Source organism: Parabacteroides sp. 20_3 (assembly GCF_964238835.1).
GTDB classification, from domain to species: Bacteria; Bacteroidota; Bacteroidia; order Bacteroidales; family Tannerellaceae; genus Parabacteroides; species Parabacteroides distasonis.
Map to the genome: position 1 here is coordinate 73,593 of NZ_CAXSNO010000002.1, position 19,649 is coordinate 93,241.

General features: G+C 46.9%; 14 protein-coding genes. 5 read left to right on the forward strand and 9 right to left on the reverse strand.

All coding sequences use genetic code 11. The features are described from left to right. The first annotated feature begins 5 nt into the window (after positions 1-5). The 3 genes from ACESPU_RS04140 (at position 6) to cysK (ending at position 5,721) form a co-directional block, all read left to right on the forward strand. Entirely contained in the window at positions 6-3,209 is a 3,204-nt protein-coding gene (locus tag ACESPU_RS04140) for an efflux RND transporter permease subunit (protein ID WP_373133147.1), read from the forward strand. Positions 3,210-3,239: 30 nt separating this feature from the next. Beyond that, a complete protein-coding gene (locus tag ACESPU_RS04145) occupies positions 3,240-4,604 on the forward strand; it encodes an efflux transporter outer membrane subunit (protein ID WP_373133148.1) in 1,365 nt (454 codons plus the stop codon). Positions 4,605-4,773: 169 nt separating this feature from the next. Then, complete coding sequence (gene cysK / locus ACESPU_RS04150) at positions 4,774-5,721, forward strand: cysteine synthase A (RefSeq protein ID WP_211737900.1); 948 nt, start codon at positions 4,774-4,776, stop codon at positions 5,719-5,721. A gap of 130 nt (positions 5,722-5,851) precedes the next feature. On the opposite strand, the gene hisB is transcribed toward cysK, so the two are convergent. The 9 genes from hisB to ACESPU_RS04195 form a co-directional block, all read right to left on the reverse strand. Continuing rightward, complete coding sequence (hisB, locus tag ACESPU_RS04155; protein ID WP_008772239.1) at positions 5,852-6,988, reverse strand: bifunctional histidinol-phosphatase/imidazoleglycerol-phosphate dehydratase HisB; 1,137 nt, start codon at positions 6,986-6,988, stop codon at positions 5,852-5,854. Continuing rightward, positions 6,985-8,022, reverse strand: a complete 1,038-nt coding sequence (hisC, locus tag ACESPU_RS04160) for a histidinol-phosphate transaminase (protein ID WP_008772240.1) — start codon at positions 8,020-8,022, stop codon at positions 6,985-6,987. The genes hisB and hisC overlap by 4 nt, the downstream gene beginning before the upstream one ends. Next, a complete protein-coding gene (hisD, locus tag ACESPU_RS04165) occupies positions 8,019-9,299 on the reverse strand; it encodes a histidinol dehydrogenase (protein ID WP_195473310.1) in 1,281 nt (426 codons plus the stop codon). The genes hisC and hisD overlap by 4 nt, the downstream gene beginning before the upstream one ends. 1 nt (position 9,300) lies before the next feature. Next, positions 9,301-10,152: an ATP phosphoribosyltransferase gene (gene hisG, locus ACESPU_RS04170; protein WP_005857196.1), complete on the reverse strand. Its 852-nt coding sequence runs from the start codon at positions 10,150-10,152 to the stop codon at positions 9,301-9,303. 243 nt (positions 10,153-10,395) lie between these two features. Beyond that, positions 10,396-10,728, reverse strand: coding sequence for a type II toxin-antitoxin system RelE/ParE family toxin (locus tag ACESPU_RS04175; RefSeq protein ID WP_036615831.1), 333 nt, complete (start codon positions 10,726-10,728; stop codon positions 10,396-10,398). Beyond that, the gene (locus ACESPU_RS04180) at positions 10,718-10,984 is read right to left on the reverse strand and encodes a hypothetical protein (RefSeq protein WP_036615828.1); all 267 of its coding nucleotides are present in this window, start codon (positions 10,982-10,984) and stop codon (positions 10,718-10,720) included. The genes ACESPU_RS04175 and ACESPU_RS04180 overlap by 11 nt, the downstream gene beginning before the upstream one ends. 54 nt (positions 10,985-11,038) lie before the next feature. Next, entirely contained in the window at positions 11,039-13,567 is a 2,529-nt protein-coding gene (locus ACESPU_RS04185) for a M1 family aminopeptidase (RefSeq protein ID WP_373133149.1), read from the reverse strand. A 9-nt stretch (positions 13,568-13,576) separates the two neighbouring features. Then, positions 13,577-14,032 (reverse strand): DUF4268 domain-containing protein, encoded by a 456-nt coding sequence (locus ACESPU_RS04190; RefSeq protein ID WP_005857205.1) that lies wholly within the window; start codon positions 14,030-14,032, stop codon positions 13,577-13,579. Next, positions 14,032-16,881: a M16 family metallopeptidase gene (locus ACESPU_RS04195; protein WP_373133151.1), complete on the reverse strand. Its 2,850-nt coding sequence runs from the start codon at positions 16,879-16,881 to the stop codon at positions 14,032-14,034. Before ACESPU_RS04195 ends, ACESPU_RS04190 begins: the two co-directional genes overlap by 1 nt. A 142-nt stretch (positions 16,882-17,023) precedes the next feature. Here ACESPU_RS04195 and ACESPU_RS04200 point away from each other — a divergent pair, with 142 nt between their 5' ends. Together ACESPU_RS04200 and ACESPU_RS04205 are read left to right on the forward strand one after the other, a co-directional pair. Beyond that, complete coding sequence (locus tag ACESPU_RS04200) at positions 17,024-18,193, forward strand: mechanosensitive ion channel family protein (RefSeq protein WP_195205414.1); 1,170 nt, start codon at positions 17,024-17,026, stop codon at positions 18,191-18,193. 69 nt (positions 18,194-18,262) lie between these two features. Continuing rightward, a complete protein-coding gene (locus ACESPU_RS04205) occupies positions 18,263-19,558 on the forward strand; it encodes a mechanosensitive ion channel family protein (protein ID WP_122144679.1) in 1,296 nt (431 codons plus the stop codon). The last annotated feature ends 91 nt before the right edge of the window (positions 19,559-19,649 follow it).

Below are 19,649 nucleotides of genomic sequence, written 5' to 3' on the forward strand. Positions count from 1 at the left end.
GAACAATGAAAGTTAGCACATTTATAGAACGCCCCGTACTCTCCGCCGTGATTTCCATCACGATTATGGTAGCGGGTATCATCGGGCTTTTCACCTTGCCCGTAGAACAATATCCGGATATCGCCCCTCCTACCGTTATGGTCAGTACGACTTACTTCGGGGCGAATGCCGAGACCATGCAGAAAAGTGTCGTAGCCCCTTTGGAAGAGGCGATCAACGGCGTGGAAGATATGACCTACATGACCTCCACGGCTACCAACTCCGGTACCGCCACGATCACGATCTATTTCCAACAAGGAACCGATCCGGACATGGCCGCCGTAAACGTACAGAACCGTGTATCGAAAGCGACCGGGCAATTGCCGGCCGAGGTTACCCAAGTAGGTGTCACGACTTCCAAGCGCCAGACCAGTATGTTACAGATCTTCTCGCTCTATAGCCCGGACGGTTCTTATGACGAGAACTTCCTCAGTAATTACATCAGCATCAACCTGAAACCAGAGATCCTTCGTATCTCCGGAGTCGGCGAGTTGATGGTTATGGGTGGCGATTACAGTATGCGTATCTGGATGAAGCCCGACGTTATGGCCCAATACAAATTGATCCCCTCGGACGTGACCTCCGTGTTGGCCGAGCAAAATATTGAGTCCGCCACGGGTTCTTTAGGCGAGAACTCGGACGAGACGTATCAGTACACCATGAAATATAGCGGTCGCCTACTTACTCCGGAGGAATTCGGCGAGATCGTGATCCGCTCCACCGAGGATGGAGAGGTATTGAAGCTAAAAGAGATAGCGGACATTGAGTTAGGAAAGGAGAGTTATGCCTATATCGGACAAACAAACGGTAAGCCGGGTATCTCCTGTATGGTTTTCCAGACAGCCGGATCGAACGCCACGGAGGTGAATAATAAGATCGACGCTTTTCTTGAGGAAGCCTCGAAAGACTTCCCGAAAGGTATCGAGGTCGTAAAATTGATGAGTACGAATGATTTCTTGTACGCCTCGATCCATGAGGTTGTAAAAACCTTGATAGAGGCCATTATCCTCGTTATCCTTGTGGTATATGTCTTCTTGCAGGATATCCGTTCTACGCTGATTCCGTTGGTAGCGATCGTAGTTTCCTTGATCGGTACGTTCGCCTTTATGACGGTCGCCGGATTTAGTATTAACTTGATCACTTTATTCGCTTTGGTATTGGTGATCGGTACGGTGGTGGACGATGCGATCGTTGTCGTCGAGGCAGTCCAAGCTCGGTTCGACGTTGGATATAAGTCCTCTTATATGGCTAGTATGGACGCAATGAAAGGATTGACATCCGCCATCGTCTCTACTTCATTGGTATTTATGGGCGTGTTTATTCCGGTATCCTTCATGAGCGGTACATCCGGTACGTTCTATACGCAGTTCGGCTTGACGATGGCAGCGGCCGTAGGTATCTCTACCGTTAATGCGTTAACGTTAAGCCCGGCGCTTTGCGCTATCTTATTGAAGCCTTACATCAACGAGGACGGCACCCAAAAGAATAACTTCGCCGCACGTTTCCGTAAGGCGTTCAACGCCGCATTCGATTCGGTCATCAAGAAATATAAGCACGGGGTGTTGTTCTTTATCAAGCGGAAATGGCTGGCTTGGTCTTTATTGGCATGCTCCATCGTATTACTTATCGTCTTGATGAACACGACAAAATCCAGCTTGGTGCCCGATGAGGATCAAGGTACGGTCTTTGTCAACGTAAGTACGGCCTCCGGAAGCTCCTTGGCTACGACTAACAAGATCATGACGAATATCGAGCAACGGATCAACCAGATTCCACAGCTTCAATCTTATTCCAAGGTTTCCGGTTATGGTTTGCTGGCCGGACAAGGTAGCTCTTTCGGTATGTTCATCTTGAAACTAAAACATTGGGATGAGCGCCCGGACAAGGAAGATAACGTACAAGCCGTGATCGGACAGGTATATGGCCGTACGGCAGATATCAAGGACGCTACGATTTTCGCCATCGCCCCGGCCATGATCCCCGGATATGGTATGGGTAACGCATTGGAAATGCATACGCAAGACAAGGCCGGTGGAGACTTAACGACCTTCTTTAACACGACCCAGCAATATCTCGCCGCCTTGCGTGAACGGCCCGAGATCGCTACGGCTTACTCTACCTTCGATATCAAGTACCCGCAATGGCGCGTGGATGTGGACGCAGCGAAATGCAAACGGGCCGGAATCACTCCGGATGCTGTTCTATCAACCCTTTCCGGTTATTACGGAGGGCAATATGTGTCGAATATCAACCGTTTCTCGAAGGTGTATAAGGTGATGATACAGTCCGATCCTAAATATCGTCTGGATGAGGCCTCCTTGAATAATACGTTCGTACGCATGTCGAACGGCGAGATGGCACCGCTTAGTCAGTTTATCACCTTGACCAAGGTATACGGTGCCGAATCTCTAGCCCGTTTCAACATGTATAATTCGATCGCCGTCAATGCCGTACCGGCCAATGGATATAGCTCCGGGGATGCTATCAAGGCGGTAAAAGAGACAGCGGCCACTTCGCTCCCGAAAGGGTATGGCTACGACTTCGGTAGTATCACCCGTGAGGAGAACCAGCAGAGTAATACGACCATTATCATCTTCGGTATCTGTATCTTGATGATTTATTTGATCCTAAGTGCCTTGTACGAGAGTTTCCTTGTTCCTTTCGCCGTGATTCTTTCCGTACCGATGGGTTTGATGGGTAGTTTCTTGTTCGCTAAGTTCATGGGATTGGAGAATAACATTTATCTGCAAACCGGTTTGATCATGTTGATCGGATTGTTGGCGAAGACCGCCATCTTATTGACAGAGTACGCTACCCAACGCCGCCTGTCCGGTATGAGCCTGACTTCAGCCGCTCTTAGCGCGGCAAAGGTTCGTCTGCGCCCGATCTTGATGACCGCTCTTACGATGATATTCGGTTTGCTGCCATTGATCGTTTCCAACGGCGTAGGCGCTAATGGAAACCGCTCGTTGGGAACCGGTGCCGTTGGCGGTATGTTGATCGGTACATTGGCTTTGTTATTTATCGTGCCTTGCTTATTCATCACGTTCCAATACCTGCAAGAGAAACTACGCCCGATCCAATTCGAGCGTTCCCTTGATTGGCAGGTGCAAGAAGAGGTAAAAGAGGCCGCCGAAGAAAGAAAAGAATATTTAGATAGCAAGAAATAATCTATCCAGTTGTATATATATATAATGTATATGAAGAATAACATCATACTCTTTGCCGTAGCGACGCTAGCGTTGAACAGCTGCGGCATTTACAAGAAATACGAGCCTGTCACCACCCTCCCGGAGAATCTATACCGGGAGGAGATAGCCCCGGCAGACACCTTCTCCATCGGGAATATCAGTTGGCGAGACCTGTTCACCGATCCGGCCTTGCAATCCTTGATCGAACGGGGATTAGCCAATAATACAGATCTGCGGATTGCCCATCTAAAGGTGCAAGAAGCCGAGGCGGCGTTAATGACCTCCCGCCTCTCCTACCTCCCGTCGCTCTCCCTAGATCCGCAGGGCACGACAAGTAGTTTCAATAAGGCAAAAGCGTCGTGGACATACAACGTCCCGGTATCGGCCAGTTGGGAGATCGATATCTTCGGCCGGCTGACAAACGCCAAACGACAAGCAAAAGCCGCCTTGTCGCAAAGCCAAGCGTATAGCCAAGCCGTACAAACACAACTGATCGCCAATATCGCCAACCTGTATTACACCTTATTGATGCTGGATCGGCAATACGAGATCACGACAGAAACCGCCGTGAAATGGCAAGAAAGCCTTCGTGCCACCCAAGCATTAATGGCAGCCGGCATGACTACCGAGGCGGCCGTATCGCAAACCGAGGCTACTTGCTACTCCATCGAGACCTCTGTTAAAGATCTGGAACAGACCATCCGGGAGACCGAGAATACGCTTGCCGTCTTATTGGGAGAGACACCTCAGGATATTGAGCGAGGAAGGTTGGAAGACCAATCCTTAACCCCGGATCTGGCTATCGGTATCCCGGTACAGATGCTCTCGAACCGTCCGGATGTACGTAGCGCCGAGTACGCATTAGCGCAAGCGTTCTACGGGACAGCCTCCGCACGCTCCAATTTTTATCCCTCGCTACGTCTTAGCGGCAGTGCGGGATGGACAAACAGCGCAGGTAGTTACATCGTAAATCCGGGTAAACTATTACTATCGGCGGTCGGCTCCCTCACGCAACCGCTATTTAACAAAGGAGCGAATATCGCCCAATTGAAAATAGCGAAAGCGCAGCAAGAAGAGGCCAAGCTCACTTTCCAACAAACCGTGCTCAACGCCGGAAAAGAGGTGAACGACGCACTTACCCAAGCCCAGACCGCAAAGGGAAAGATCGACTTGCGTACACACCAAATCGAATCGCTTGAAGATGCCGTCCGTAGCACCCAATTGCTGATGACGCATGGAAACACCACTTATCTGGAAGTGCTCACGGCACAGCAAACCCTGCTCAGCGCCCAGCTCTCCCAAGTAACGGATCGTTTTGACGAGCTTCAAGCCACCGTAAACCTCTACCAAGCCTTAGGAGGAGGCAGACATTAAAGATAGTCCTTTCAGACTTGTATATAATTATGATTGTAACCTCCTTTTGTGCGTGACGCATAGAAGGAGGTAAAAAAATACCCGGTTTATGGTATATGCCGTAAACAATCCATCCACTATCTTTGTCATATAAATAAAAGAATCCAGAAACAACAAAATTCATTTGTATATGGCAAGAATAGCAAGACAACTGACCGACCTTGTCGGCAACACTCCCCTGTTGGAGTTCTCTAAATTCAACGCAAGCAAGGGCCTTAAAGCCCAAGTAATCGGCAAGCTGGAATATTTCAACCCGGCTGGTAGCGTAAAAGACCGCATCGCCTTGGCGATGATCGAGGACGCCGAGGCTAAAGGCTTGTTGAAACCCGGCGCTACCATTATCGAACCGACCAGCGGTAATACCGGAGTCGGACTCGCTTTTGTCTCCGCCTCGAAAGGCTACAAATTAATCCTGACCATGCCGGATACCATGAGTGCCGAGCGTCGTAATTTATTGAAAGCGTTAGGTGCCCGGCTCGTCCTCACCCCCGGGGTGGAAGGCATGAAAGGAGCCATCGCCAAAGCGGAGGAACTGCGTGACGCGACTCCCGGTTCCATCATCCTACAACAATTCGAGAATCCCGCTAACCCGGCCGTACATATCCGTACGACCGCCGAAGAGATCTGGCGTGATACGGATGGTAAAGTCGATCTGTTTGTAGCCGGCGTAGGAACCGGAGGCACGGTCAGCGGTGTCGGTGCCGGATTGAAAGCTCACAACCCGAACGTACAAATCGTAGCGGTAGAGCCTAGCGATTCACCGGTACTTTCCGGAGGCAAGCCCGGCCCGCACAAGATACAGGGCATCGGAGCCGGCTTTATCCCCAAGACCTACAACGGGGAGGTAGTTGACAATATCCTGCAAGTAACGAACGATGACGCTATCCGTACCAGCCGCGAACTGGCCGGGAAGGAAGGGTTGCTGGTAGGAATATCTTCCGGCGCCGCTGTATACGCCGCCGTGGAACTAGCTAAACTTCCGGAGAATGAGGGAAAAACGATCGTGGCGTTGCTTCCGGACACAGGAGAAAGGTATCTCTCCACGGTTCTATATGCTTTCGAGGAATATCCTCTATAGGCTTTTATCGGTTTATCTGATGTCATAGAATCTGAGTCGAAAACACTATAGTGTTTGTGGATAAACACAATAGTATTCAGACTAAAACACTACTGTATTCGTGCACAAATACAGTAGTGTTTTTTACAGATTACAAGAGCCCTTTCGTACTCGGTAGCTCAAACCGATAAATATCTCGTCGGATCGCCATCTTGATCGAGCGGGCCAAAGCCTTGAAGATACCTTCTATCTTATGATGCTCGTTCGTACCCTCGGCACGGATATTCAAATTCATGCGGGCAGCGTCGCTCAAGCTCTTGAAGAAATGGAGGAACATCTCCGTAGGCATATCCCCTACTTTCTCACGGTGGAACTCAGCGTCCCAAACCAACCAAGGACGGCCACCGAAATCCAGCGCCACGCTACACAAGCAGTCGTCCATCGGAAGGCAATACCCATAACGCTCGATCCCTCGCTTATCACCCAGCGCTTTCAGCATGGCCTCGCCAAGGGCGATCGCCGTGTCCTCTATCGTATGATGCTCATCGACTTCCAAGTCGCCTTTTACCCGTACCGTCAGGTCCGTACCGGAATGCTTACCGATCTGGTCCAACATATGATCGAAGAAACCAAGCCCGGTAGAGATCGATGTCTTTCCGGTTCCATCCAGATTCCAGTCCACATAAATATCCGTCTCCTTCGTGGCACGCCGTACGACAGCACGACGCTCGCCAGCAAACAGATACTCGGTGATTTTATCCCAATCATCCGTGATATAGGCGGGAGACAATGAGGTAGCGTAAGCCGCCAACTCACTCTCCGCTCCCTCCTCCGGGCGCAACCAGATACCTTTAGCGCCCAGATTATGGGCCAACTCCATATCCGTAAGGCGATCCCCGATCACGAAACTATTCTCCAGATCGTATTCACCTGTCATATATTTCGTAAGCATTCCTGTACGAGGCTTACGATTCGGAGAATTATCCTCGGGAAAGGAAGGATCGATCAATATATCATCAAACACGATCCCCTCGCCTTCCAGTGTTTTTAGGATCAAGTTATGGGCAGGCCAGAAAGTCTCCTCCGGGAAAGAGGGCGTACCCAGCCCGTCTTGGTTGGAGACCATCACGAACTCGAAATCCAACCGCTCACGAATGAAATAGAGGTTACGCATCACCTTCGGGACAAACTCTAGTTTCTCCAAGCTATCCAATTGATAATCTACGGGCGGCTCTTTTACAAGCGTGCCGTCCCGATCGATAAACAACGCTCTTTTCCTCGTGCTCATAATTTCATGTTTTTCATCGCGTTCAATAAGCTATCATTCTCTTTCGGCGTACCGATCGTAATACGAAGGCAACCCCGGCATTTCTGCACGTTGCTACGGTTACGCACTACGATCCCTTTCTTCACGAGCCCATTATACATGGCATCCGCCTTGGCGACATTCACCAACAAGAAATTAGCGTCCGAAGGATATACTTGATAGGAGAAAGGAGGCTCGGACAGGATCTTCTCCAGCCGGTTACGCTCCGTGAGAATCTCGTTCATTTGGTGTTTCATGGTCGCCTCGTCGTTCAAAAGCTCCAAAGCTTTCTCCTGCGTAAGTTGGTTGACGTTATACGGATATTTGATCTTATTCAAGACTCCGATAATCTCCGGAGAGGCAAATGCCATACCCAAACGAATACCCGCCGCTCCCCACGCTTTCGACAAGGTTTGAAGAACGATCAGGTTTGGGAATCCCGATAATTCCTTTAAGAAAGAGGGATAAGCGGAGAAGTCGATATAAGCCTCATCGATCACCACGATTCCTTCATAATTCTTCAAGATCTTATAGATCGAGCCACGATCCAGACTGTTGCCACTGGGGTTATTCGGGGAACATAGGAAGATCACTTTAGTCCACTCGTCCGCCGATTCCAACACTCGGTCAGCGTCCAAGTCGAAATTCTCATCCAAAGAGACCTTGCGGCATTCCACGTTATTTACATCCGCAGCCACCTCATACATACCATACGACGGCGAGATCGTCACCACACTATCCAACCCCGGCTCGCAAAAGGCACGGATCACCAGATCGATGGCCTCGTCGCTGCCATTGCCCAAGAAGATCGAGTTACGATCCACGCCTTTCAGTACGGCCAGACGATCCTTCAATTTCCACTGCAAGGGATCGGGATAACGGTTATACGGCACATTCCACGGATTCTCATTCGCGTCCAGAAAAACGGAGGCATCCCCATGAAACTCATCACGTGCGGATGAATACGGTTTCAAATTCCAGACATTCGGTCTTACTAAATCTTTCAGGTCTTTCATATCGTGTTCAATCTAATTGTTACTGCGTTGCGGTGAGCATCCAGATGCTCGTTGGCCGCCATGGTTTGGATCGTGCTACCCAAGGCACGGATACCATCGGAAGAGATCTCTTGGAAAGTGATCTTCTTGATGAAGCTATCCAAGTTTACGCCGCTATATGCCTTGGCATAACCGTTGGTCGGCAAGGTATGATTCGTGCCGGAAGCATAATCGCCTGCGCTTTCCGGAGTATATGGACCCATAAAGACACTGCCAGCGTTCTCGATTCGCTCCGCGATAGCGGTGTAATCCGCCGTCTGGATAATCAAGTGTTCGGGAGCGTATTGGTTCGTGAAGTCTACGACTTCCTGCGAATCTTTCAATACGATGATACGGCTGTGCGCTAATGATTTCTCGGTAATTTCCTTTCGAGGCAAACGATCGAGTTGCTCTTGGATGGCACGGGCCACGGGTTCCACGATCGTTTCCGAAGCGGTTACGAGGATCGCTTGGCTATCCACCCCATGCTCGGCCTGCGAGAGGAAATCGGCGGCGATAAAATCGGGATTTGCTGTCTCGTCTGCGATCACCTCTACCTCGGATGGTCCGGCGGGCATATCGATGGCGACTTCTTTTAGGCTTACTAATTGCTTCGCCGCCGTCACGTATTGATTACCGGGGCCAAAGATCTTATACACCTTGGGGACCGATTCCGTCCCATAGGCCATCGCCGCTATCGCTTGGATTCCTCCAGCCTTGAATATCTTACTTACACCTGCGACCTCTGCGGCGAACAGGATAGCGGGATGTACTTTCCCTTCCCGGTTCGGTGGCGTACATAATACGATCTCCTTGCAGCCGGCGATACGTGCGGGCACTGCCAACATCAATACCGTGGAAAACAAAGGCGCCGTTCCGCCCGGAATATATAAACCGACTTTCTCGATCGCTACCGCTTTCTGCCAACAAGTGACTCCCGGGGTAGTCTCCACTTTCTTTCCCTCGAAACGCTGTGAGGCATGGAACTTCTCGATATTCGCCTTTGCCGTACGGATCGCCTGTTTCAAGTCCTCAGCGACCAAGGCATCCGCTTCCCGCATCTCCTCTTCCGAGACTTGAAGGGAAGAAAGGAGCACTTTATCAAACTTTTCCTCATACGCTTTTACGGCAGTGTCACCCTGCTCGCGTACCTCGTCCAATACCGTACGGACCGTATCGAACAAGGTGGTTACATCTAATGCGGGACGTTTGATTAGTGAGCTCCATTCCTCACGTCCGGGATATTTTATAATCTCCATATTATACAATCATTTTCTCGATCGGAAGCACTAAGATACCTTCAGCCCCCAATGATTTTAGTTTACCAATAATTTCCCAGAAATGCTTCTCGGCGATCACGGATTGAACAGAGACCCATTCATCGTTTGCCAAAGGCGTTATGGTCGGGCTCTTCATACCGGGAAGCACCTCGATAATCTCATCCAGCTTTTCTTTCGGAGCGTTCAGCAACACGTACTTCTTGCCCTCGGCGACTTGAATCGCCTCGAAGCGGAATAGAAGCTCATCCAATATCTCCAGTTTCTCTTTGGATAGATTATTGTTAGCGATCAATAAAGCCTCACAAGGAAGGACTACCTCCACTTCTCTCAATTGATTGCTTACCAAAGTGCTACCGGAGCTTACGATATCAAAGATAGCGTCCGCCAAACCAATGCCCGGGGCGATTTCCACAGAGCCGCTGATTACATGAATATCCGCCTTCACGCCTCTCTCCTCTAAGAAAGACCGTAGGATCACGGGATAGGAAGTAGCGATCGTTTTTCCCTCAAACCATTCAGCTCCCTTATATTCCTCATCTTTGGGGATAGCTAAGGATAGACGGCACTTACTAAAGCCCAGACGCTTGATCAATTTCGCCTCTTGCCCTTTCTCCACGTACTCGTTCTCTCCGACAATACCAATATCCGCCACACCGTTAGCCACAGACTGAGGAATATCATCATCACGAAGGAATAATACCTCTACCGGAAAACCTTTTGCCGATAATAACAGAATGCGTTTGCCCCTGTTTAGTTTAATACCCGCTTCTTCAAGCAACATCATGGTCTCGTCGTACAGACGGCCCTTCGATTGTACCGCAATTCTCAACATAACTATATCTTATTTTTATATTATAAATATCAACAAAAAAGGCTTACCGCAAAACGGCAAGCCTTTATCTTTTTATCATGAGTACATACATACCATTCAGCCCACCGAACTATCGCCCGCTGTAATGATGATGGTGATGTAATGTAGTCGTTATTTTCATTTCTTTTGTTATTTACGTCGCAAAGTTACAATAATAATTGAAAGAACAAATATTTCTGACAAAATATTATCACAATATCGATATTACTTCAATCCGTTCTTACGAAGCAACTCTTCTATCTCTTTCAAGCTTATAGATTCACGTTCTGCTTTGTCGTAGATGTAGAGCAAGTTGATCTCTGTCTCATCGATGGCTACCACTACCGTAAAAGAGATAACCCTTGCCCCACCGCTTTTGCCTCGTCCTTTGGAAGAGATACGCATACGGATTTTACGGCCGAGATCGGTCCCGATCTGGGGATTCGCATAGATCTCTTCCTGAAACTCTATCAAATCCGATTTCAATGAAGGATAACGTTTGCTCAAGCGTTTTACCTCTTTTTCAAACGACTTGTCAAATACTATGCTATAATTCATTGATAAGTTCTTCTAAGTGTTTCGCTCTCTTTCCACTACGCTTACGCTCTTGCATCTCTTTCAGCCCGGCATCAATCCCTGCCAAGATTTCTTCCTTGCTAATATATTCCGTTTCTTCCTCTTCGGCTTTTGTCCTAATTTTATTGTTCAGCTTTTTCAGATAGTTCTTCACACGGTTGAGCGTGTCTTTATCATCGATGCTTAACAATTCTTCGACCAAATCCATCTTTAGGCATTTTAGTTCCATTGCCGTCATACAAATACTCCTTTCTTATTAATTCGTTCTCAAGGACAAAGATAATGATTTACTTTAATACAAATGACTCGCTTGCTGCTTAATCTTATTGGAAAGCATCAAGGGGAAGTCCGGATGCGCGGTAAAAAACGCATCAACTTCTTCCCGAGCTTCCTTCGATGTATGGGCGGAAAGCAAGGAGCGAACCCAAGCGGTGGGGAAAAAGATATCGCCAGTCCGCTGTACTTCCGGCATCGCTTCCAAGGCCGGACGGATATAAGCGACCGACTCTTGTTCTCGTAGGCGATGGTTCAAATTAGCGAGAGCGGAAGAGGCCCATGGCTCCACCCTACGATTCCCGGCGATCAACAAGGAAGCGAAGACACTGTCACGTTCCGCCTTGCGGGGCGATACAGATGGGGAGATAAATTGATACTCCTTCTTCCGGTCCGGATTCTGTATGCGGGATAATTGCGTAGCGATAATCTTATCCGCTTTTTCCGGCAAATGCATCGCCAGCATATAGGATAAGCCAATATAATCACTCTCGCTCAACGCGCAATCTTTCGGAGCTTTCCGTTCCTGCCATAACGTATACAGACGTTGTACCGCCTCCTCTGAATCCGCTATCGAACGATACAAACGAAACGCCTGCAAACGATGTTGGGATACGGGATTCGTTGTCATGATCTTCCACAAGACCTGTTCCAACGGACGAGAATCCGACGGGAATATCCGCTGGCAATCTCCTAAATAGCTTAAAGCCATCGAGAACAATAAAGAATTAGACTCATTCGGTAAATACGCTAACATCTCTTCACGGAACCCTTGCGGAGAAATCGTTTTCCAACGAAGATTCTCATAAAGGGTAATCAGCAAAGATCCCTTCAACACCTCATCTTCCGATGAGCGAAGCACAGACCATAGACCGGAAGACTCCCCCTCTGTTATTTTAAAGAAGCCATAACCACGCCCATTTATATTCGGAAGAATGACACAATTTCCATTCGGAAGAAAACTTAATTTCATTCGGAAGGAATCAGAGTTTCCTTCGAGAGAAACCGGGATTTCTTCCGAATCCGTTCCACAGATCACCCGATAGGTTAATTCTTGCGGCCATTTTAAACCCCGGCCCAACGGATCACGCTGCTCTACGACCAACTCGCCGTCCTTAACCGAAGCCGTAATCTCCGGCATACCCTTCTGATTCACCCACACCTCACTCCAAGCGGCCAGATCCTCTTCCGTATATTTATTCAAGATACGGATCAAGCCCTCCCACGTAGCGTTCCCATACGCATAAGTAGTCAAGTACTCACGGATTCCCTGCTGGAAAGCGTCTTCTCCCAGAACACGTACCAACATCTCCATAATCACGGGAGATTTATCATAGATGATATTTCCATATACCAAACCGGCGTTCCGCAAATTATCCAAATCTTGCTTGATCGGATTCGCACCTGACGTACGGTCTTCCGAATAAGACGCAGGAATATAATCCCGAATAAAATTCAACCGGTGATTCACGTCCGGATATAAAGGTTCTACGATACGGGAAGCGAAATAATTAGCGAAAACCTCTTTAGTCCATACATCATCAAACCATTTCATCGTTACATAATCGCCAAACCACATATGAGAGGTTTCATGCGCGATCAAGGCACTCCGGCTCAATCGCTCATTTAAGGTAGGATGCTCATCCAGAAACATCCGGCGATCCGTATATAAAGTAGCACCCGTATGTTCCATACCCCCATATTGGAAACCGGGTAAGATAATCACGTCATATTTAGCAAAAGGATAAGGAATACCAGTAAAGTCTTCCTGCCATTCCAACGCGTCGAACACCTCATCGGCAATGGCTGGGCATTGAGCGATTTTCTTCGGATCTGTCTCCCGATGATAAATAGAGATATCCCGTCCGTTCCGGGAATAAACCTCCCGAGTCAGTTCACCGGCCACGAATGAGAACAGGTAGGTACTAAGCGGTTCCGTCTCCTTGAAAGAAATACGATTCCGACCGGAGACGCCCGTACTATCCGTTTGCGTGATAGCGCTATTCGCCACGGCCTGCCAAGTGGAAGGAACTTCCAAGGTCAAGGTAAAAAGCGACTTCATATCCGGCTGGTCAAAACAAGGGAATACCGTACGTGCCCGGTCCGGAACCAATAACGTGTACAGGAACTCATCCCGTCGGTTCAAGGATTGATCCGCCGGAGTAAAAGCGATCGCTACCCGGTTCTCTCCCACCGCTACCCAATCTGAGGCTATCACGATATGCTCATCTTTCACCTCGTAGGGAATATCGCCTCCGTTCAAGGTTACGGATGTCACTTGCTCCTGTTCTCCGCGGAAATCAATAATAAGCGGCTGCTTCTCGTCTAATCGTAACGATAGCTCCACCTTTCCCCGGATCGCCTCGTCACGAGATTCCGGGATCGAGAAGAAAAGATTATAACGGACATCGGAGAAATGCTCCTTCCGGAATCGTGCCAGCTCAAGGCCCACACCGGGCCGGGACAAACCGGCCTCATCTTGTTTAACAGAGCTACAAGCAACCAGACCGGACAGTACGCAAGCTCCGATAAATACCTTTAGGTTCATATCTCGTAATTATTCTCTTAAGTATTCTGCTATACCCATAAAATTTCGTTCCAACAAATACATCTGGCTAGCCATAAACGTGAAAAAATCTCCCCAATGCGCTCGCCGATGCAAATCCAATCCTTCCTTTGCCACATAGATACGGGCCACTTGTCGGCCATTCTCACGGACAAAGCAAATATCCCAGATCAAGCCTTCGGGAAAATCCTGTTCCAAGGTCTCTTTATACCAAGTCAGGCGCTCAAACATTTCCAGACGTAAATCCTCGCTACGGTGGTTTACCTCAAGAATAACGTAAGCCCCTTGGCGGTTCGCGTCGAATTTCAACTCAACGCCCTTTACCTTCGTATCATATAATGTCCAAATTTTCTTACGCCCCCGCAAATAGGGTTGCACCTCACAAAAAGCGGCGAAGCTTTCCCAAAACTCCAATTTGAGATTCTTCAGTTCCTCCTTACTATACATTATTTATAAATGTCTTTCCTTGTTACCTTAACGATCTGTCCGAATTTGGAGAGTTTCTCCATATCCATACTCTTTGAATTACCGACTATCGCATATATCATTAAATGATCTTGTATATTCTCCTTATAAAAACGAAGGATATCCTCCATAGTCATCCGATCGATGACCTCCAGATAATCCTTGTTCGGATCGCTCTCGTACCCTTCACGCCGGAAACCGGCGATCTTCAAGGAAAGAGAGCGACTAGTAGGATATTCATTATTCACCCAATTACGAATCGTCTGCTTCACCGACTCCACCCGTTCCGGACGTTCCGGCATATCATGCACCAGATTTTCCAGCACTTCCATCGCATCGATCATCTTATCCGTCTGTGTAGCCAGTTTCATCACGAAACTAGCGGGCTTCTCCGATCGATTCAAAGGAGGATGTTTCAAACGGGCATTTACTTGATAAGCGAACGAACGAAACTCACGGATCTCCTGAAACATCAAGGATGACATATCCCCTCCGAAATAAGCGCTAAACAACCGGGAAACAGGACGATCTTCCTTAGCCTTCAACGGATCGATATACATATAGGCATAGATTATGCTTTGCGCGACATCCTCCATGTCCATGAAAAAGACAGTCGGCTTATCATACGTCATAAGATCACGAATATAGGGAGAGTTCGATGGAATACTTACCTCCTCCAAGGGTAAATGCAGCTTGATCTGCCGAGCGGCCTCCTCCGTAGACAATGTACCACAATAATGCAGGTTACAAGCGACCGAACGTACCTTACTGAAGGTGTCCAGCAACATCTTTCCTTTTAGTTTTTTGATTTCAGCGAACGATAATTTGGTCAAATAACGGGATTGCTCCCCAAATTTGACTTTCTCTAACAGCATATCGGCTACGTTCTCGCTGGAATTGAACAACGATTTCTCCGTTACCTTCGCCTCGTCCACAATCTGCCGTAACTTCTTGTCATCTGGCTTGGCGTGCCGCAAGAAATCGCCGACCAAAGCCATTGTTTGGGTAAAATGCCCATCGAAACCATTCACCACCACCAGAAACTCAGAATCCGTGGAATCAAAAGTCAATGTACTACCAAGTTCCTGCAATTTACCCCGAAAGACCTCAAAAGACATCGATTCCGTCGCTACGAAAGGTAGATAAGCGGACAATTTATCAAGATCACGAAGCTCCAACTGCCCCACTCCATAAGATAGTGTCAGCGAGAATATATCATTTACGGAATTATGAGTCTTATACAACGTGACAAGCGGACGCAAGGATACGACCTCGGCGTCTTTCTCAAAATCGAGAAAATGCGGTTTCAATTCTTGTACGGGTATCTTTTCCAGACGTTCCACATAAGCGGAGGAAGCATCGGAGTTCTTCGGTATAATCGGTGAATAATCCGGCTTGGGTAAGATCGTTTTTGGATAGCGTCCGGTCTTCTTCGTGACGTACATATAATTCTCCGTAAAATATTTCTTGGCGACCTCAATCACGTCTTCTCTCGACAAGGCATCGATACGAGTGACCTCATCCAAATAATCCTGCCAGCTTTTCCCTTGAGAGAAAATACGCATCATCACCTCGGCCCTTGAGTTTATGTCTTCCAATTTGGAGGCATATTCACGTTTCTGTTCCAATTTCAAGCTTTGGAACATCTCATCGCTAAAATCCCCCTCCTTAATACGGTTGATTTGTTTCCATACTAATTTCTCGGCTGCCGCATAGGTCTGGAAAAAGAACTTCGGAAATACCAACAAGCCTAATATTCCAGCCTCATTCATACTTTGGTTAACCGCCATCGCACCCATCACCTTATGATCTACCGTCAGCTTATCCAAAAATCCCGTACCATTGGAGTTATTCAATAAAGATACGGCGATATTGAGCGCAACTTGATCCGGATGATTCGCAGGAACTCCCCGGAATCCCAATGCCATAATTTTCACGAAAGGCATAGGAATACGTACGCTCACTTTTTCCCGCCCCTCGAATGGTGGAAGCGCAACGATATCCCGGTGGGGCGGCTTCCCTTTTCGTATCCGTGAAAAAGTAGATTCCAAGATTGGCAAGACCTCCTCCGTATCGAAATCCCCGCTTAAGATCAATCCCATATTGGAAGCGACATAGTATTTCTCGAAGAACCGGCGCATCTCCGAAAGACGGGGATTCTTCAAGTTCTCCGCACTTCCGATAATCGGATACGCATACGGATGCGGATAGAAATAACGCTCTGTCAATTTCTCGATGGCGACGCTAGCCATCGTGTCCCCATACATGTTCTTTTCCTCATAGACCGTCTCCAGCTCACTCTGGAAAAGACGAAATACGGGATTTACCAAACGCTCACTATTGATCTCGGCCCATTGGGAGATATATTGCGGAGAGAATGTATTGAAATATAATGTATAGTCGTAAGAAGTCCCGGCATTCAACTTCGTACCACCGAAACGAGAGATCAACCGGTCGAACTCGTTCGGTATTACATACTCAGCGGCACGTACGCTCAGGTCGTTAATGATTTGCTGCAAATGGGCACGCATCTTGGGATCCCCGGTATCCGCCAAAGCGTCATATTTCTCGGCGATAATGTCCAGCAAGACTTTCTCGGACTCATAATCGATTGTCCCGATCTTATCCGTTCCTTTAAACATCATATGCTCGAAATAATGCGCGATACCTGTGTTAGGGGAATCTTTAGCTCCGGCTTTTACAACTACGGCTCCGAATATCTTAGGTTGGCTATGGTCCTCATTCAACCATACCGTCAAATCATTACTTAATTTATGCTCTCGTACCTGTAGAAAATCTGAGGTTGACAACAGAGATCTCATGGAATCCATTTAAGTTTATATTATTTCACAAAGATACATTTTTCAATTGGATTAATACGCTTACATTTACAAGCAATCTTAACAAAAGGGCAAATTTAACGTAGGATTGAACCTATTTTTAAGAGTAGTGTTATATCAAAAAACGATTATTATGATAAATTTAGGTAGTTGGATGAACAAAGTCCTCACCGGATGGGGTGTAGACGAGAAAATAGCGAACACATTTGACGAGGCGATCATCGCCATCTTACTAGTGGCGGTCGCTATCGGATTAGATTATTTATGCCAAGCTATTTTTGTCGGAGGGGTACGTAGTATCGTTAAGCATACGCATTATAAATGGGATACGTTATTAATTAAACGTAAGGTCGTACATTATCTCGTACATACGATTCCCGGCATTTTAGTATATGCTTTGCTCCCGATGGCTTTTATCCGAGGAAAGGAATTATTATTCATTTCCCAGAAGATTTGTGCGGTCTATATCATATTTTCCCTGCTGTTAGCGCTCAACGGTCTTCTCTTAATGATGTTGGATTTGTTTAACCAACAGGAGAAAATGAGAAACAGGCCGATGAAAGGTTTTATACAAGTATTACAAGTGCTTGTTTTCTTCGTTGGCGGCATTGTCATTATAGCGATTCTCGTCAATAAATCCCCGGCTACCCTTTTCGCCGGATTAGGTGCGTCGGCAGCTATTCTTATGTTGGTATTTAAAGATAGCATATTAGGTTTCGTGGCGGGTATACAGCTTTCGGCGAATGATATGTTGCGCCCCGGCGACTGGATCACGATGCCTTCTGCCAACGCGAACGGTATTGTTCAAGAAATAACCCTAAACACCGTGAAAGTTCAGAACTTCGATAATACGATCTCAACAATCCCGCCTTATAATCTAGTGAATAGTTCTTTCCAAAACTGGCGCGGGATGGTTGAGTCTGGAGGACGTAGGGTCATGAAGTCCATTTATCTCGATTTGAATACGATCAAGTTCTGTACACCGGAAATGCTAGATACATTCCGCAAGGAAATTCCTTTATTAGCGGATTACCAACCGGATAAGGATGTAGTACCTACAAACTCCCAAGTATTCCGTGTATATGTAGAGCGTTATCTGACAAGTCTTCCTGTCGTAAATCAAGATTTGGATTTAATTATCAGCCAACTTCAATCCACGGAATATGGTGTTCCCGTCCAGATTTATTTCTTCTCCCGGAATAAAATATGGAAAGAATATGAACGGATCCAGTCGGATATATTCGACCATTTCTTCGCTATGATTCCTAAATTTGAATTGAAAGTATATCAATATTCAGACTAAAGTACGTGTTCGGATTATTTTTCCTATCTTCGTCTCCGGATTGTCTACTTAAAGTTTAAAATCGTATTTATGAGCAAGATACAAGAATGGGTATATAATTTATTAGTTCAAATGGGGTTGATAAGCGAAAATTCCAGTTACCTAGACAATATAGTGATCTTATTACTTATTATAGCCGTCACCGTTGGGATCGATTATAGTTGCCGGTATATTTTCCTTGGTATGTTCAAACGATTAGCGAGGAAGACGAAAAATCAACTGGACGATTTAATCGTGGATCGTAAGATCATCAATAAGATGATGCATATGATCCCGGCCATATTGATTTATATATTGTTACCATTCGCCTTCTCAGCCGAAGAGACACCGAAGATTTTAATATTGCTCCAAAAACTTTGTCAGATTTATATCATAGCGGTTTCTTTAAGGTTTATAAACGCTTCCTTAAATCTGATCCACGAGATCTATAATAAAAAAGATTCCTTTAAGAACAAGCCGTTAAAAGGCTTCATACAGATCTTGCAGGTTACGGTTTTCTTTATTGGAGTGATATTGATTATCAGTATTCTTATCAATAAATCCCCGGTTTCTTTACTGGCCGGATTGGGTGCGTCTGCCGCTATCTTGATGTTGGTCTTTAAGGATACGATCTTAGGTTTCGTTGCCGGCATCCAATTATCCGCCAATGATATGCTCCGGGCCGGGGACTGGATCACGATGAGTAAATATGGTGCGGACGGCACGGTTATCGAGGTGACATTGAACGCCGTGAAAGTAAGAAACTTTGACAATACTATTACGACCATCCCTCCTTACGCCTTAGTAAGCGACGCTTTCCAAAACTGGAGAGGTATGAGCGAATCCCCGGGCCGCCGTATCAAGCGCTCTATCAATATCGATATGAACAGCGTACATTTTTGTACCCCGGAAATGCTAGAGAAATTTCGTAAGATCTCTCTTATCACGGATTACATCGACGGAAAAGAACAGGAATTATATGAATACAATGAAGAACATCATATCGATAGCTCCATTTGGGTGAACGGACGTAGACAAACAAATCTGGGTGTCTTCCGTGCTTATCTCGTACGTTACCTAAGAAGCCTCCCGGAAGTAAGTAAGGAATTAGTCTGCATGGTAAGGCATCTACAACCGACTGATACAGGTATTCCCATCGAACTTTATTGCTTCTCATCTAATAAGGTATGGGTCGAATATGAAGGAATCCAAGCGGATATATTCGACCATGTACTTGCGGTAATACCGGAGTTCGGACTAAGCGTATTCCAAAATGTATCCGGGGCGGATTTGAAGAATATCATCATCAAACTTCCCGCCGGCTCACAACCCTCAGAGTGTTTCTAGAAACTCATGTACATGTTTTTCCGGAAATGATAGGAACACACTAAGATGTCAAAAAAATATCTTAGGTGCATCGGCCGACGATCCTAAGATA